Annotated in this window: 21 protein-coding genes; 14 read left to right on the forward strand and 7 right to left on the reverse strand. The window is 47.5% G+C overall.

The window, feature by feature from the left end; all coding sequences use genetic code 11:
- Positions 1-64: 64 nt before the first annotated feature.
- From K6T23_RS04100 to K6T23_RS04130, 7 genes are all read left to right on the forward strand, one after another.
- A complete protein-coding gene (locus K6T23_RS04100) occupies positions 65-553 on the forward strand; it encodes a hypothetical protein (protein ID WP_079514890.1) in 489 nt (162 codons plus the stop codon).
- 16 nt (positions 554-569) lie between these two features.
- Positions 570-1,358, forward strand: coding sequence for a phosphotransferase (locus K6T23_RS04105; RefSeq protein WP_079514891.1), 789 nt, complete (start codon positions 570-572; stop codon positions 1,356-1,358).
- Positions 1,355-1,573 carry a hypothetical protein gene (locus tag K6T23_RS04110; RefSeq protein WP_079514892.1) on the forward strand — a complete coding sequence of 73 codons (219 nt, stop codon included), beginning with the start codon at positions 1,355-1,357 and terminating at the stop codon, positions 1,571-1,573. Before K6T23_RS04105 ends, K6T23_RS04110 begins: the two co-directional genes overlap by 4 nt.
- A gap of 469 nt (positions 1,574-2,042) precedes the next feature.
- A complete protein-coding gene (locus K6T23_RS04115; RefSeq protein WP_056533375.1) occupies positions 2,043-2,417 on the forward strand; it encodes a fluoride efflux transporter FluC in 375 nt (124 codons plus the stop codon).
- Positions 2,414-2,779, forward strand: coding sequence for a fluoride efflux transporter FluC (locus K6T23_RS04120; RefSeq protein ID WP_056533377.1), 366 nt, complete (start codon positions 2,414-2,416; stop codon positions 2,777-2,779). The genes K6T23_RS04115 and K6T23_RS04120 overlap by 4 nt, the downstream gene beginning before the upstream one ends.
- Before the next feature lie 123 nt (positions 2,780-2,902).
- A complete protein-coding gene (locus K6T23_RS04125) occupies positions 2,903-3,574 on the forward strand; it encodes a 5'-methylthioadenosine/S-adenosylhomocysteine nucleosidase family protein (RefSeq protein WP_079514893.1) in 672 nt (223 codons plus the stop codon).
- 112 nt (positions 3,575-3,686) lie between these two features.
- Positions 3,687-4,256, forward strand: a complete 570-nt coding sequence (locus K6T23_RS04130) for a GNAT family N-acetyltransferase (RefSeq protein ID WP_148984909.1) — start codon at positions 3,687-3,689, stop codon at positions 4,254-4,256.
- Between the two features lie 70 nt (positions 4,257-4,326).
- Here the strand turns inward: K6T23_RS04130 and K6T23_RS04135 are convergent, their stop codons facing one another.
- Entirely contained in the window at positions 4,327-5,121 is a 795-nt protein-coding gene (locus tag K6T23_RS04135; RefSeq protein ID WP_148984910.1) for a GNAT family N-acetyltransferase, read from the reverse strand.
- A gap of 18 nt (positions 5,122-5,139) precedes the next feature.
- On the reverse strand, positions 5,140-5,301 hold the full coding sequence (locus K6T23_RS04140; protein WP_179125716.1) for a hypothetical protein: 162 nt from the start codon (positions 5,299-5,301) through the stop codon (positions 5,140-5,142).
- Positions 5,302-5,438: 137 nt separating this feature from the next.
- Between K6T23_RS04140 and K6T23_RS04145 the strand changes: the two genes are divergently transcribed.
- Positions 5,439-6,017, forward strand: coding sequence for a histidine phosphatase family protein (locus tag K6T23_RS04145; RefSeq protein WP_079514895.1), 579 nt, complete (start codon positions 5,439-5,441; stop codon positions 6,015-6,017).
- A 146-nt stretch (positions 6,018-6,163) separates the two neighbouring features.
- Here the strand turns inward: K6T23_RS04145 and K6T23_RS04150 are convergent, their stop codons facing one another.
- The 3 genes from K6T23_RS04150 to K6T23_RS04160 all read right to left on the reverse strand — a co-directional run bounded on the left by K6T23_RS04150 (position 6,164) and on the right by K6T23_RS04160 (position 8,803).
- The gene (locus tag K6T23_RS04150) at positions 6,164-6,730 is read right to left on the reverse strand and encodes a maltose acetyltransferase domain-containing protein (protein WP_079514896.1); all 567 of its coding nucleotides are present in this window, start codon (positions 6,728-6,730) and stop codon (positions 6,164-6,166) included.
- Between the two features lie 21 nt (positions 6,731-6,751).
- Positions 6,752-8,041: a right-handed parallel beta-helix repeat-containing protein gene (locus tag K6T23_RS04155; RefSeq protein WP_238283646.1), complete on the reverse strand. Its 1,290-nt coding sequence runs from the start codon at positions 8,039-8,041 to the stop codon at positions 6,752-6,754.
- Between the two features lie 285 nt (positions 8,042-8,326).
- Positions 8,327-8,803 carry a GNAT family N-acetyltransferase gene (locus tag K6T23_RS04160; protein ID WP_079514898.1) on the reverse strand — a complete coding sequence of 159 codons (477 nt, stop codon included), beginning with the start codon at positions 8,801-8,803 and terminating at the stop codon, positions 8,327-8,329.
- A 192-nt stretch (positions 8,804-8,995) separates the two neighbouring features.
- Between K6T23_RS04160 and K6T23_RS04165 the strand changes: the two genes are divergently transcribed.
- On the forward strand, positions 8,996-9,352 hold the full coding sequence (locus tag K6T23_RS04165) for a DUF3221 domain-containing protein (RefSeq protein ID WP_238283647.1): 357 nt from the start codon (positions 8,996-8,998) through the stop codon (positions 9,350-9,352).
- Between the two features lie 6 nt (positions 9,353-9,358).
- Here K6T23_RS04165 and K6T23_RS04170 read toward each other — a convergent pair whose 3' ends face one another.
- Positions 9,359-9,958 (reverse strand): LysE family translocator, encoded by a 600-nt coding sequence (locus K6T23_RS04170; protein WP_079514900.1) that lies wholly within the window; start codon positions 9,956-9,958, stop codon positions 9,359-9,361.
- A gap of 118 nt (positions 9,959-10,076) precedes the next feature.
- On the opposite strand from K6T23_RS04170, the gene K6T23_RS04175 reads away from it, so the two are divergent.
- From K6T23_RS04175 to K6T23_RS04185, 3 genes are all read left to right on the forward strand, one after another.
- Positions 10,077-10,622, forward strand: coding sequence for a helix-turn-helix domain-containing protein (locus K6T23_RS04175; protein WP_079514901.1), 546 nt, complete (start codon positions 10,077-10,079; stop codon positions 10,620-10,622).
- A 72-nt stretch (positions 10,623-10,694) separates the two neighbouring features.
- On the forward strand, positions 10,695-11,828 hold the full coding sequence (locus K6T23_RS04180; protein WP_079514902.1) for a zinc-dependent alcohol dehydrogenase: 1,134 nt from the start codon (positions 10,695-10,697) through the stop codon (positions 11,826-11,828).
- A 409-nt stretch (positions 11,829-12,237) separates the two neighbouring features.
- A complete protein-coding gene (locus tag K6T23_RS04185) occupies positions 12,238-12,411 on the forward strand; it encodes a hypothetical protein (protein WP_201303196.1) in 174 nt (57 codons plus the stop codon).
- Between the two features lie 308 nt (positions 12,412-12,719).
- On the opposite strand, the gene K6T23_RS04190 is transcribed toward K6T23_RS04185, so the two are convergent.
- On the reverse strand, positions 12,720-13,535 hold the full coding sequence (locus K6T23_RS04190; RefSeq protein WP_238283648.1) for a MerR family transcriptional regulator: 816 nt from the start codon (positions 13,533-13,535) through the stop codon (positions 12,720-12,722).
- Positions 13,536-13,673: 138 nt separating this feature from the next.
- On the opposite strand from K6T23_RS04190, the gene pssA reads away from it, so the two are divergent.
- Both pssA and K6T23_RS04200 read left to right on the forward strand, forming a co-directional pair.
- Complete coding sequence (pssA, locus tag K6T23_RS04195; protein WP_238283649.1) at positions 13,674-14,213, forward strand: CDP-diacylglycerol--serine O-phosphatidyltransferase; 540 nt, start codon at positions 13,674-13,676, stop codon at positions 14,211-14,213.
- On the forward strand, positions 14,200-14,673 hold the full coding sequence (locus K6T23_RS04200) for a DedA family protein (protein ID WP_238283650.1): 474 nt from the start codon (positions 14,200-14,202) through the stop codon (positions 14,671-14,673). Before pssA ends, K6T23_RS04200 begins: the two co-directional genes overlap by 14 nt.
- Positions 14,674-14,692 lie beyond the last annotated feature (19 nt).

Below are 14,692 nucleotides of genomic sequence, written 5' to 3' on the forward strand. Positions count from 1 at the left end.
ACCACCCAACCGTTCCCGCTATTCCACCAGCAAGTCAACATCAAGGAGTGATTCTATCAATTCAATGAAATGGACCATGTATCAAGTGCTGACGATCCTCACCCTCATCATCCTTCTGTTCTTTGGCGATGTTGGGGATATCCCGATCAACGTCACACCGGGTAATGATGGGATGGCGTTCATCCTCATGCTTCTAGGGGCCATGTTTATTTTCGGTGTCATGGGGTGTGCGTACCTTCTGCTGATGCTGCAGCTTCAGAAGAAACCGGATCTGTTCCAGGCACGATTCTGGAAGAGTGCACCGATTCTGCTGATCATCATCGGTGTCATTTCCATCACCGTCTACCTCATGCTTGGCATGAGCGGTAGCCTGTTTGAATGGGTGGACGGACATCGCTGGTTCATGTATGTGCTGCTCGTGTATTTCATTTGGCTATTTTATTTTTGGATCGTGTCAATCGTTAATCGGCAAACACGTGATAAACAAAAGGTTCCGGGCTATTCACTGGGCATCGGAGTCGTGGTGCTATTGATCATCATTTTTATGATGTAGCAAAGGGGGTTTTAGGATGAGCCAACAGGAAGAAAAGCTATCCGGGGGGAATGTCTCGCAGGTGTACCGCGTGGAAGATACGGTCCGCCGGGAAATCAAGCCTGAGAGCGAAAGAATACATAAGCTGTTGAAACATTTGGAAGAGAAAGGATTTGCCCATGCTCCTAGGTTCAATGGGATTGATGAAAAGGGAAGAGAAGTGCTTTCTTATTTAGAGGGGGAAGCCGGAAATTATCCTCTCAAATCGTACATGTGGTCGGATGAAGTCCTAGTCAACATTGCGCAAATGCTTAGAGGCTACCACGATGCGGTAAGTGATTTCCCGTTCGAGGAAGAATGGGAGCCTCTCGATGATACGCCGGGACCTTATGAATTGATCTGTCATAATGACTTCGCAATCTACAATATTATTTTCCACAACAAACAGGTCGCGGGAATCATCGATTTTGATGTGGCGGCGCCAGGTCCGAGGGTATGGGATGTGGCATATGCCCTCTATACGTGCGTGCCTCTTGGAGTGGGGCATCTCGATGAGAACGGGGAAGCTGTCTACTATGAAGCGAGCCGGGATGCTCCTATAAGGAAGAAACGGATCGATCTCTTTTTCAAAGCCTATGGTATGGAGCACCTGAAGGAAGGAATCCTCGAGGTGGTGAAGCTCCGAGTCCAAGCCCTCCAATCGACGATGAAGCGGAAGGCGGCAGAAGGGGATGCGGCGTTCCAGCGGATGATCGAGGATGGGCATTATGATCACTACGAACGGGAGCTGGAGTTCATCAAGCGCGAAGGGTATCTATGGCGATGAGGAGGTTCTTCTATTCCCTCTTCTATCTCGCAGCAGCCAGCGTCCTCTATTACTATGTCAGTCAGGCCAGGGATCTGCAAGAATCGGGATCATTTCTCGGTATCCTGTTGCGGATCTGTTCCGTCGGACTGATGGTGCTAAGTGGATATGTCCTCCCAACCCTTTGGTTCAGAAAAGGGAAAAGACGACAAGATCGCCCATATAAAGGCATATAGTCGTGGGAGAAACTGTAATTTTCCAAAAAGAAAATGAGTACGTCGTGCTAGTGGAAGGAGCACCAGCCATTTAGATGTGGCTGGTGCTTTTTGCTGTTTTGTTCAGTGAAGTTGGTGATACAGGGGGGAAGTTGAAAGTAAAGTGGGGTAGTTGATGAAAAAAGAAAAGAGTTGATGATGAGAATTCGCCTTTGAGAGAAGTTGAAAATAAAATCCTCGTAGTTGAAAGTAAAAACGTCAAACTTGAAAGGAAATGATTCAAAGTTGAAAGTAAGGTAACCAAGTGGCCGTTGCGGGTGGTACAAACACGTCTATTTTTGTTCATTTCCTCTTGTTTTGATGCATGAAGTATTCGCTCACTTGGTCAAATGACGTTCAAACTACGTAGATCGCGACTTTCTTTCCCCTCACCAAGTGGTGTAAGATAATCTGGATATCATTCATCCGTATAATAAAGGAGTTTTTCATCATGATCTATGTATGGGTCGGTGTGGCCGGTGCCGTCGGGGCGGTTCTTCGGTATCTCGTGGGCATATATGTGTATAGCAGCAGCGTCTTTCCGGTTGCCACGTTGGTCACCAACCTGATCGGAAGTTTCCTGCTCGCGATCTTCACGACAGTGCTCGTGGAGAGGTGGTCCTTGTCACCTATGGTGAAGACAGCCATCGGGACGGGGATGATCGGATCCTTCACCACGTTCTCGACGTTGAGTGTGGAAACCGTCGCCCTTTTTGAAGGCGGACGGACGGGCTTGGCCTTCCTTTATATTGCCCTCAGTATCTTCGGCGGACTGTTCATGAGTAGGATCGGCTTCCGCCTCGCAGAGAAAGAAGGTGCGCAATGAGCCTCTTATCCCTTCTGCTCGTCGGTGCAGGCGGCTTTATCGGAGCCATTGCCCGGTTTGCGACCACGCAGGCCATCAATAAAAAAAGCTCGTCCACCGTTCCCGTTTCCACCCTGACGGTCAATATCCTCGGTTCGTTCATCCTCGGATTACTGACGGGGAGTACGGCGGGGCACGCCCTGATGCTGTTCTTCGGGACAGGGATGATGGGGGCGTTCACGACCTTTTCCACGTTCAAACTTGAAGGGGTTCAGCTTCATCTCAAGAAGGAGAAGAGGGCATTTCTCTACTATAATGTCTGCTGCTATGCCGGCGGGATCCTGAGTGCCTACATCGGATTGATGCTGGGTCGCCTTTTATAACAGCTCAATGAAACAGCACCTTGAGGAACGAAACTCGGGGTGCTGTTTTTATGTTGAGATTTGCGTAAGGGTATTACAATTCATGGTAAAATAAGGTCACTGGAAAAGGGGAGTGGTTCAACCATGATCGGTATAAGTATCGCGACGAAGTGGGAGTTTGAAGCGACGCTGAGTCACTTTAGCGTCAAAGATGGCGAACGTTTTGCCTATCCCTACGGGGAGTATTTCATGAGGACAATCAATGGGCGAGAGCTTGTTTTCTACAGTACCGGCGTCAGGAAGGTAAACGGGGTCGGAGCGAATCAGTATATGATGTCTGCTTTTGGGTTGACGAAAGTGATCGTCGCCGGGACATGTGCAGGGATAGATGAACGGTTCCGTCCCTTGGATATTTTTGTGCCGGGTCAAGCCGTGCAATATGACTGCACCGTTAAGGAAATTGAGCCTTTTATCAAGCAATCTTTCATCGTCCATATCGATCTATCACCTTACGGAAATGATTTTAATAGGGGAACGATCGGCACGGCAGATAAGGCCGTGGTGATGTGGAAGGATTATGTTGAGCTTAAGGAACATAACATCACGATCGCTGATACAGAAGCAGGGGCGATTGCGTACATCTGTAAGAAGAATCAAGTGGAGTGCATCATCATAAAAGGTATATCTGATTTTGCGATGAAGGAGAGCAACGAGGACACATTCGAATCCAACAGTGAGCAGATGACGACTTATATCGAGAACACCCCCAAGGTAATGGAGAAAATATTCAGAGAGTATTTGATGAGATTTATTTGAAAGACCGCATCGATATGGGCACGGCCGTTCACCCATATTCTAATCAAAGAAGGAGAAACGCTTGAATGTGAAGAAATGAATAGTAGCTTGATAGGGTTGAGGTGGGGGACGGATGATACAATATCTCGGTACGCCGGTACTGGAAACGGAACGGATGATTTTAAGGAAGCTCGAGCTCTCGGACGCACAGTGTGTATTCGATCATTGGCTTAGCGATGATCGGGTAATGGACAATCTCATAAAAGGTGCCCATAAGTCTGTATCGGAGACCATTGAGAGGGTAAAAGAAATCGTGAAGAACTATGAGTCACAGGAGTTCTGTTATTGGGGGATGGAACTGAAAACGAGCGGTGAATTGATAGGAGCAATCGATCTTTTTCATTTCGATGGTCTGACGGATAATTGTGAGGTCGGCTATTCTATCGGTTACAAATGGTGGAACAAGGGATATGGGACTGAAGCCCTTAAAGCGGTCATCGATTTTGGTTTTAGAAGGATGAACGTTCATAAGATCTCAGCCGCACATAACTTGGATAACCCTGCTTCGGGGAAGATTATGCTCAAGAATGGAATGGAGCAAGAAGGTACGATTAAACATATGATCCGGAATGCTAAACATCAGTATAAAGATTGTGCTCTTTATGGGCTTCTGCAGGAAGAGTATAGGAAGAAGGAAAAGTGATCTTAACAAAACGGGACAGTGGTATGTATGCCACTGTCCCGTTTTGTTGATGACGTTTCGGTTATTCAGCTCATGAATGACCTTCCCGTATGTCCTTGATACTCTTGCCGGAAAGAAAGGCATGCCCGCTCCGCATCCTTTCGACGGTGGTGAACCCGTAGCGCGCATACACCTTCTCCACGGCTTCATTGATCGGAAGGACCCATAGGTTGGCCATGCCCCTGCGCGTTGATTCTTCCTGGATGAAGCGGATGAGGTGACCGATCAATCCCTTTCCCCGGTGAGCTTCAAGAGTCACGACGCTTTCAAGGCGCGCATCCGGACCATCTTGAAACAGACAGGCCGTGGAGCACACTTCACCATTGAGCCTGAGGAGAAAGTAGCTGAACGAGGGGTGGGCAAATTGCTCTTCGAAGACCTTTGTGATGGTGTCCTTGCTGCCGAATTCCTTGATGGTGTTTTCCACATCGATGGCTTCTTGGACATTTTCCTCGGTCACTTCTTCAATGGTCACCCCTTGCTTGTCGGCCACTCTCGCCATCTGATTGTTCCATAGCTGGACGGGGCTGACGAATTCTTCATACTGGAATTGGTTCTTTTCTAATTCGACCAGCAACGGTTGTTGAAGATGGAGCTCATGGATGTATAGGCGCGGTACGAGGTTCTTTTTCTGATAAAAAGACACCACTTTCGCGACCATTACTTGTGGATCATGGCACTCCCGGATGACGTGGGCATGATTGGCATCGTAGTAGCGGGGCTGATTTTCGTTATAAAAGAGGGCTCCCCACGGAGTATCGAGGCGGGCGGAGAATGCCCCGAGGTAGGAGAGGTCGAGTTTGTATAGATCATCGGTTGGGTTCATGGTTGTTCCTTCCTTTTGTTACATCATCCACGTCAGCATGACATTGATAACAAGAACCGTCATGCCGAGTCCGATGATGGTTTTTTTTGCGGTTAGGGTGATCCGGCCTTTCTTTTGTTTGGGTGTCACGATCATCAGGGTGACGAGATTGATGAGTAATATGATCAGTGTCGCTTGCATGGGTCGCTCCTTTAAGATGTAGTGCTTCCGATTTTACCATGAATTGGCTGGTGAGGTGGGGAGAAATGAAGGTGAATCCACGTTTGGAGTAGAAGTAGGATAGATAGAACGAATTTCTTGCGTGGAAGGAGACCATCATGACAACAATCGGACTGATCAGACATGGCATCACAGAGTGGAATCTCTTGGGGAAGGCTCAGGGAATCAGCGACATTCCTCTGAATGAAACAGGTAGGGAACAGGCGGAGAGACTGGGTGAGAGGTTAGCCGGCGAGGAGGCGTGGGATCTGATCATCGCAAGTGATCTATGCCGGGCAAGTGAAACGGCCGACATCATAGGGAGTAAGATCGGGCTGTCCCTTCATCATACGGATGAAACGATCAGGGAAGTGAACTGCGGGGAAGCGGAAGGCATGACGGAAGAGCAGCGCCTTGAAAAGTGGGGGAAGGAATGGCGCAGCAGGGCTCTTGGGATGGAGAAGCATGAGGACGTAGCGAGCAGGGGCGTGAGGTTCCTGGAAGGCGTGGTGCACAAATATGAAGGCAAGAGGGTGTTGGTGGTGAGCCACGGGGCGTTGATCGGTTTAACGTTGAAGCGATTGATGCCCGATACTTTCCAACAGACGAATATGGAGAATACGTCCATCACGGTATTGCATCATCACGAGGATCGGTGGGACTGTTCCCTCTACAATTGTTCCAAGCACTTGATCTAACCAAAAGACCAAAAGGCATCGGGGTGTCTTTTGGTCTTTTTCCATCATTAACGATTGGCCGGTCCAAGGCGGATCCGGAGTGGAAGATCAGGTATTTGATATTGCTCGATTTTCAAGGGGGTGCCCGTCAAGGTCCATGGGTGAGGTCACCCTTTGTTGTTGACCCACTTGATGACCTTGGCAGGATTCCCACCGACTACGACGTTATCAGGGATATCCTTTGTCACCACTGTCCCTGATCCGATGACAACATTGTCGCCGATCGTGACACCGGGGTTGATGATGGCACGGCCGCCGATCCAGACGTTGTCACCAATGGTGACGGGTTTGCCTGACTCGATGCCGCTGTTCCGCTCATGGGGATCGATCGGATGGGTGGCGGTGTAGATGTGTACGCCAGGTGCGATGAAGCAGTTTTCACCGATGCGGATATCGCATACATCAAGGAGGACGCAGTCAAAGTTCGCGTAGAAGTTCTCCCCGACGTATATATTGGAGCCATAGTCACAGCGGAAGCTCGGTTCGATGAAGAACTGGTCTCCGGTCTCACCGAATAGTTCGCGGATGATGGATGTGCGCTTGTCGAGGTCTGCGACCGGTGAATGATTGAAGTCATGGATCTGTTCACGGGCATGGGTTCTTCCTGCCACGAGTTCGGGATCGGCGGGATTGTAGTTCTCTCCTGCAAGCATCTTTTCTTTTTCGGTCTTCATGGGCAATGGCCCCTTTCAATTTTAGTTGTGGATCACACCGGGAATGAAGGGCGGATGTGTGATGTCTTGTCCATTCCAGATCCAGTGATCGGACTCACTGCTGTGGTTTCCGTACACATTCCCGATCAGCTGATTGTTCCGGTTGGACGGGTGGAGGCTTGCCAGGAACAAGCCGCTATCGGTGGGGATCATGATGTTGTTTTCCACCAGATTCTGAGTGGCATGATACTGCATGAGCAGCTGTCCCCCGTCCATGCCCATGGTGTCATTCCCGTAAAGGAGGTTATGGGAAATGCGGGTGTGCGTGGTGCCACCCCGTTTCAAATCGTAACCCCCGATTGAAATACCCGTGTAGCGGTTCCCGTAAACTTGGTTCCAGGCAATCTGGACCCGCGTCGTTTGTTTGCCGGGATGCTCACTGGCAATCTCGATTCCAAGGTCGTTATGGTGGGAAATGTTGTGCTCGATGACTACGTCCTTCCCTCCGTCCACATAGATGCCTCCGGCGGAGTATTCTTCATGGTAGGCAGGGTTGGAATGGCTGCTGACGTTATACACATGATTGTCACGGATGATGCCTTCGCGCGCCTGATCGTATTGCTCAATCGGGGCGATCCCTTCAAAGCCGATGACATCGATGCCGATGTTATCTACATTCCGGATCGTATTCCCGTTGATGAGGAAATCCTTCACGTTGCCGTTCAACGTCATCGCTTCACTGAATCCGAGGGTCAGGTCTTCGAGGGTATTGCCGGAGATCTCGATATCCTGGAGCGGTTCAGGTGCCTCTGTGCCGTAGAAGGCGATGCCGTGGGCGTTGCCGTTCGGATGGGTGGTGGTGATATCATGGATCCGATTATCAAGGATCCGGATGCCTGTCCCGTTTCCTTCTACTAAAATACCGGACGGGGTGGGTTCCTCTTGATCGGTGGAGAGGCCTCCCACATCGAGTCCTTGGATCGTGATATAGCTTTTACCGCGGATGGTGATGAGGCCACCATCTGCAGGTGCAGTCTCCCCGCTGATCACCGGGACCTCATCTTCATAGTGGGTGAAGCGGATCGGTTCTTGCTTTGTCCCGGAATGCTTGATGTCCAGCCGTTCAGGATACGTGCCTTCCCTCAGGTAGATTGTGGTACCCGGTACGGCCAGTTCGCTTGCTTTTTTCAGCGTCTTGAAGGGCTGTTCCTTTGTCCCGGCATGGCTGTCATCTCCATCAGGGGAGACGAACAAAGTGGACGGTCCGGCTGCTTCCGTGTGAAGAGGTAGGAAGCAACATAGGATGATGGCGATACTGAGGATCTGTTTCATAAAAACTCCTTGATGGTAGTAGTTTCTGGTACCGTGACAGACGATCATGTTCGATGGGAAGAGAGCCAATCGCTGTTGGGATGATCATGATCTGAATGTTTCTATTGATATTTAAATAGTTTCTTAACGTCTTATAGGGAAATGCGTTCCAATCTTAATGGGATCGTCCCTGGTACACCTTTATACTATTCATATTGACGATAAAGGAGAGGATCGGATTGCCAAAGAAATCGTGGAAAGAGTACTTTTTTGAGATTGTTCGATCGGTCATTTTCTACAAATAAGTCAGAGTTGTTTGATGTACCACGTATCCATGGTTCCATGTTCGGATCCATCCAAGGGTTCTGTCCGCTTGCTGAAGCCCAATCGATCGTACAGGGAGTTGGCTGCCTTTAGCTGCTCCATCGTTTCGAGGTAGCAGTGATCAAAGTGGTCCGAGGCGAATGCAAGGGCCGTGTTCATGAGCGATTTGGCCACCCCAAGCCCCCTGGCTTCCGGTGACACATAAAGCTTCTGCAGCTCACAGATCCGTTGTTGCCTATCGAACGGGGCGATGCCGACCCCTCCCAGGATCTGGTCCTGCTCGTTCACCGCTACCCAGTAACAGGCATCGGGCTGTTCACTATAGTAGCATGATAGGTCGTCCAGATAAGGATCGAAGTACGCTGTTCCGGGGATGTCGAGATGATTGGCTTCCAGGATGTCGCGGATGATCGCTGCCATTGCTTTGTTGTCTTTCTCTTCCAATAATCGAATCTTCATGGGAGCCTCCAATTGAGAATTTTTAGTATATTCATTATAGAAAACTTTCCTGAAGCGGGCAAGGTGGAGAACGGGAATCATCTCGGCTTTAGAATCCTTCTGACAAGTACCGCATGGCTTTTAAAAAGGAAAAGCAGGCTTTTATAGAAAGATTGGAGAAAATCCCAATGGTTGCGGAAAGGAGGAGAACAGTTGAACAGGGTTTATATACTTCTCACAGCTCTCCTTTTTTTCATTCTGCTTTTTTATGCAGGCGAGTTGAGTCAGAAGGCTAAGATCAACCATGGGGCCATGACAATGCAAGGGGTGCTGGTCATGGGTGATGGGCAAATCTACCTCGTGGGCGATGAGGGTGTGTCAAAAGAAGAAGTGGAGGGCGTATCAATCAATGAGGTGATTGGACGATACGGCTCTGTCGCTAAACTGGATATTCAAAATCTCTCTTTTTTTAAACGGCTTCAAACGGGGGACCGGGTGAAGATCTGGTACACCGAGGTACAAGAATCGTTTCCCTCAAAGATCCAGGTGCTGAAACTTGAAGTGCGATGAGTGGGCTCATCCTCCCTGGGTGAATAACAGCTTGATGCCGAACAGGATCAGCACCACACCGGTCGCACCCTCCATCCACCGTTGGACGATCGGTGATAGGAGCCATTCACGGATGCAATGAAGGCAGATGACGTAAAGGATGAACCAGATCAAGGAGAGCAGTGTATAGGTGAGCCCCATAAGGAGAAACGATGCCATCGCCCGGTCGGTGTCTGTCACGAATTGGGGCAGGAACGTGAGAAAGAAGATCAGGACTTTCGGGTTCAGGAGATTGGAGAGTAGCCCTTGAGTAAGGGGAGAGCGCTTTGCTTCCACCTGTGCCCCTTCCTCCGTATGTTTCCTCACCCATAGGGACTGGATCCCCAAGTAGATCAAATAGAGGGCGCCCACCCATTTCAACGTCTGGAACGCCCAGGCTGATTGGAAGAGCAGGGCCGATAACCCGCACGTGACGGCGATCGTATGACCGAGGGAACCGAGTGAAATCCCGATGGCCATCCAGATTCCGTCTTTTTTACTTCCGGAAATGGTTCTTTTCGTGATCAGGGCCGTGTCGACGCCTGGGCTCATGACGACGAACAGGGTCATCAATAAGAATGTGATCATCTTGTTCCCTCCTTGGTAGCTACTGTAGTTAAAAAATGTTAAATTAAATTTAACACGCAAATGAAAACTAAACAATTATAATTTAAAATAATTAAATTTAATTTAACGAGGTGTCACCATGGAACAAGATGAACTAGCAAAGAAGATCACCCAGCTCAGAAAAGAAGCGGGCAGGACGCAAACCCAGCTCGCTCAGGACGCCGGGCTCACGACATCCATGCTCAATCAGATTGAAAAGGGGAAGGCAACGCCGTCCATCCAGTCGCTGAAGTCCATCGCTAAAGCCCTTGATACCCCGGTGTTCACCTTCCTCATGGAGCAACATGATGCAAGCGAGCTGATTGTAAGGAAAGAAGAACGGAAGCAGATGATGATCGACGGGATCCACTACGAACTGGTGTCGCCGGACTTCACCAGCACATTGGTCACGGCCATCATGAGGCTATCCGCAGGGGCAGCATCTTCTGACTCCCCTCTTTCCCATAGGGGGGAAGAAGTGGCGTTTGTCATGCAGGGACCGATCGAGCTGACGCTGGAAGGAACCACCCATATCCTTCAGGCAGGGGACAGCGTGAAGATCCCTCCTTTTGCCGAGCATATGTACCGAAATCATTCTCAAGCAGAAGTGAGTATCCTTTTTTCTGTCACGCCTCCAGCGTTTTAACAGTTATATCTTCCCTCCATTATGGAAAGACCTAGTAAAGGACTATCTAACGAATGGAATGGAGTGTTTGACATGAAAGCTGTTACGTATCAAGGGAAGAAGTCGGTCGCAGTCAAAAACGTGGAGGATCCAAGAATTCAGGATTCCGAGGATGTCATTGTCAAGATCACCTCTACTGCAATCTGTGGATCAGATCTCCATTTATACCAGGGAAACTTCCCGCTTCCAATTGGATATGTTATCGGGCATGAGCCGATGGGGATCATCGAGGAAGTCGGCGCCGAGGTGACAAAATTCAAAAAAGGGGATAGAGTCATTGTTCCATTTACGGTTGCTTGCGGTCATTGCCCTTACTGTGATCAACACTTGGAAAGCCAGTGCGATCACTCCAATCCGCATTATGATTCCGGTGGACTTCTTGGCTACTCGGAGAAATATGGAAATTACCCAGGTGGCCAAGCAGAGTATCTTCGTGTCCCGTTCGGAAACTATACACCGTTCAAAGTACCTGAATCTTGTGAGCTTGAGGATGAAGAGATTCTTTTACTTTCAGACGTACTGCCGACAGCATACTGGAGCGTGGAGCATGCCGGAGTAAAGGCGGGAGACACGGTCATCGTCCTCGGATGCGGTCCCGTTGGATTGATGGCGCAACAGTTTGCTTGGAAGAAAGGGGCTGAACGGGTCATTGCGGTCGATTACTTCGACTACCGTTTGAATCATTCCCGTAAGATGAACAGGACGGAAACATTTGACTTCACCCAGTATGATGATATGGGCGAGACGTTGAAAGAATTGACCAAAGGCGGTGCCGACGTCGTCATCGACTGTGTCGGAATGGATGGGAAGAAGTCACCACTTGAGTTTATGGAGCAAAAGCTAAAGCTTCAAGGAGGGACGCTCGGTCCGATTCAGATTGCAACGAAAGCTGTTCGGAAATGTGGCACAGTCCAATTCACCGGAGTATATGGAGGTCTCTACAATATGTTTCCTCTTGGAGCATTCTTTGCTCGGAATGTCACGTTGAAAATGGGACAGGCACCTGCCCGTGCGTACATGGAACCTCTTTATGATGAAATCGTCAAAGGAAATATCGATTCAACCTCCATCATTACTCATAGGATGAATCTTGAGGATGCGGCAAAAGGGTATGACTTGTTTAATAACAAAGAAGATAACTGTATAAAGGTGATATTGAAGCCATAATGAGAGGATCCCCAAATGCGGGGATCCTTTTAAATTCATTTACATCAAAAAGTAGTTGATTTGGTATAGTTGGAATACAAAAAGTACACGTGCACAATAGGGTAATTGTGGGTCTGGTTTATGAAGTGATTGTGAAGATGTTAGGATCATGGGCTGCCCATGAATGAAAGGTGTTCAATTATAAAAGAACATATCATATATATGGGTGGGTACCAAATACATATGTAGGTCTGTATGTGTTAAGTAATTCAAGTTTAAGCCTCATAGAAATCGGTGAAGAATGAATGGTAAATCGATGTGCGAAGGTCTTCCGTGAATAGTTAGTTTAATGGTAAAATTTGAAACTTTTCTGCAACAAAGTCGTATGTATAGGAAGGATGGAATCCAATCGACAAAGGAGGCAACTGATGTGTGGTGGTTTGTCATACTGATTGTAGGGATTTTACTGTTTGCGTTATTCATCGACCGGAGACGAAAGAAAAGAAATAATCATCCCCATAGACCAACCGACCCGAATGCAAAGCCGGGCGACAGTTCGAATTATATGATGGGGGACAATCGTCATACTGGAAGTGGTCAGTAGGGTGTTGGGGAAAACATAAGGATGAGACTTGTCTAATAAAAAGGATACAGGTGTTATAAAGTCATTACAGAAAGGATCTCCATTTAGGAGGATCCTTTTTAATTTTTCTTTTCCATTACCCTGTTAACTTCATTGAAATGAATACTGGGTAAAGAGCAACATAATGTATGAACGTATTTCCCGCAATGGCACCCTGCATGATTTAGATCGGTTCAAACTGTTTTCACCATGAGTGCAACGTACGTTCATCCCAGGCCCATTTTACCGTATGGAATCGCTAATAGATGGTCAGTATGAATGGTAATAAACTAACGAATAGGTTTTACTTTCACACTAATTTTTGTCGTGTAATCTTTTTCTTCCTTTGCAGATAGTGAGTGTAGTAAATATTCCTCGTATAGATCCCCGTCAAGTGCCCATCCTTCCTCTTGTAAATAGGTAAGCAATTGATGGAGGACTTCAGGTATTTCTTCATAGCCTACTTTTTGATAGATGATGGCATACAGTCCTGCTGGTTTGGTTTGAGCTGATGGTCCATCCAGACGGCAAAAGAGGCGAGTGACATGTTCGGAGCCTTTGTGTAAAAAAGCGTCTTTTTCATAAACGACCCCATTGGCAGCCAAACCTTTTACTCCGAGCTGCTTGATAAATTGCATGGAATACTCGTATAGTGCTTCCATTGAATCTGACCAGTCGATCTTCTCCATACTATGGACAACAAGCTCAGCAGGTAATTGCTTGATCATAACTTCCCCATATGAAACCTGCTCCATTTCTTTTGTCAGCGCAACCGTACGATCAAGGAAAAACTGAATATCCTGCAACTTTTGTATTTCCTTTGCTACTTTTTCCTGCTGTTCCATCGCTAACTGTTGCAATGAAGACGCGTTAGGTTCATCAAAATAGGATTTCAGCTTTTTAATTGGAAGCTCTACTGTTCGGAGTGATTGAATGGCCATAAAATGGTCGAATTGCTCAAATGTATAATAACGATAGCCATTATCGTGAATACCGGCTGGTTTAAATAAGTCAATTTTATCGTAATAAAGCAATGTATCTTTGTTGACCTCAAGTAATTTGGCAAATTCGCCTGTGGAGAATGTTTTATTGTTCTTTTTTTTCATTTAATTCGCCTTCCCTCTTTACCCTGGAGTTACTCCATACCTTACACTGTTTACTGTGAACTTATCAAGAAAAGAAACAGGAGACAAGTTTTAGTGAGGGCTTGACATGTCTTCATGAGAGAGGGGAGGAGTATTATCATGCCGCAGCAGCTATTTCCAACGGTTCTGACACTTTGTAACTTTACTTGTGGCGTTTCCGCAATCTTATTCGTTTTTGAACAGAAAGTTGGTATGTCCATACTTTATATAAGTTTAGGTTTAGTATTCGATTCATTGGATGGATGGGCAGCACGGGAATTGAATGCCGTTTCAACATTTGGGAAAGAGCTGGATTCACTTTCAGATATTGTGACATTCGGTCTAGCGCCTTCAATCGTAGCGTATCAGCTTGTATTATCAGGGCTTGGGAAAGTAGGTTTAGGGATCGTGTTGTTTTTTACCATTGGCTCTGTCCTTCGTTTAGCACGTTTCAATACGATGCAAAGCGATTTACCAGTTTTTGTTGGTCTGCCTGTTCCAGGTGCAGCTATTGGGTTACTTGTCAGTGTGTTGTTCATGCCGCCATGGCTGGTAGCAATCAGCACTTGCTTCCTTGCTTGGCTCATGGTAAGCCACGTGAGATTCCCTCATTTTAAAAAAATGAAAGTGGACGAGGAAAAGGCAAATGGCTTTCATTGAGCAGTTAATTGAAAACTATGGATATATAGCTATCTTCACTGTACTTGCACTTGGATTATTCAGTCTTCCTGTCCCGGATGAAGTAATGGTCCTACTGGTTGGGTATCTCACAAAGACCGGCTTACTGCACTACAGTTTTTCCTTTATCGCTGTGTTCTTAGGATCCCTTATTGGTATGCTTGTAAGCTACGGACTTGGAAAAAGAGTAGGACGCCCATTCCTGGATTGGCTGGGGAAATGGGTGAAGTCATCTGGGAAATGGAGTGAAAAAGCTGAGGGATGGATTGGGAAGTATGGTACCCCCGCCATTATTGTGAGTTACTTCATTCCAGGAATGCGCCATTTTGCCGGCTATTTCTGCGGGATGTCACATATGTCCCTCAAGACCTATACGCTCTTTGCAGGGGCAAGTGCCTTATTGTGGAGCCTGCTGTTTTTATCAGTTGGACGGATATTTTAATTGACAATAGATGGAAAGG

The sequence above is a fragment of the Rossellomorea marisflavi genome (assembly GCF_022170785.1).
Lineage (GTDB): Bacteria > Bacillota > Bacilli > Bacillales > Bacillaceae_B > Rossellomorea > Rossellomorea marisflavi_B.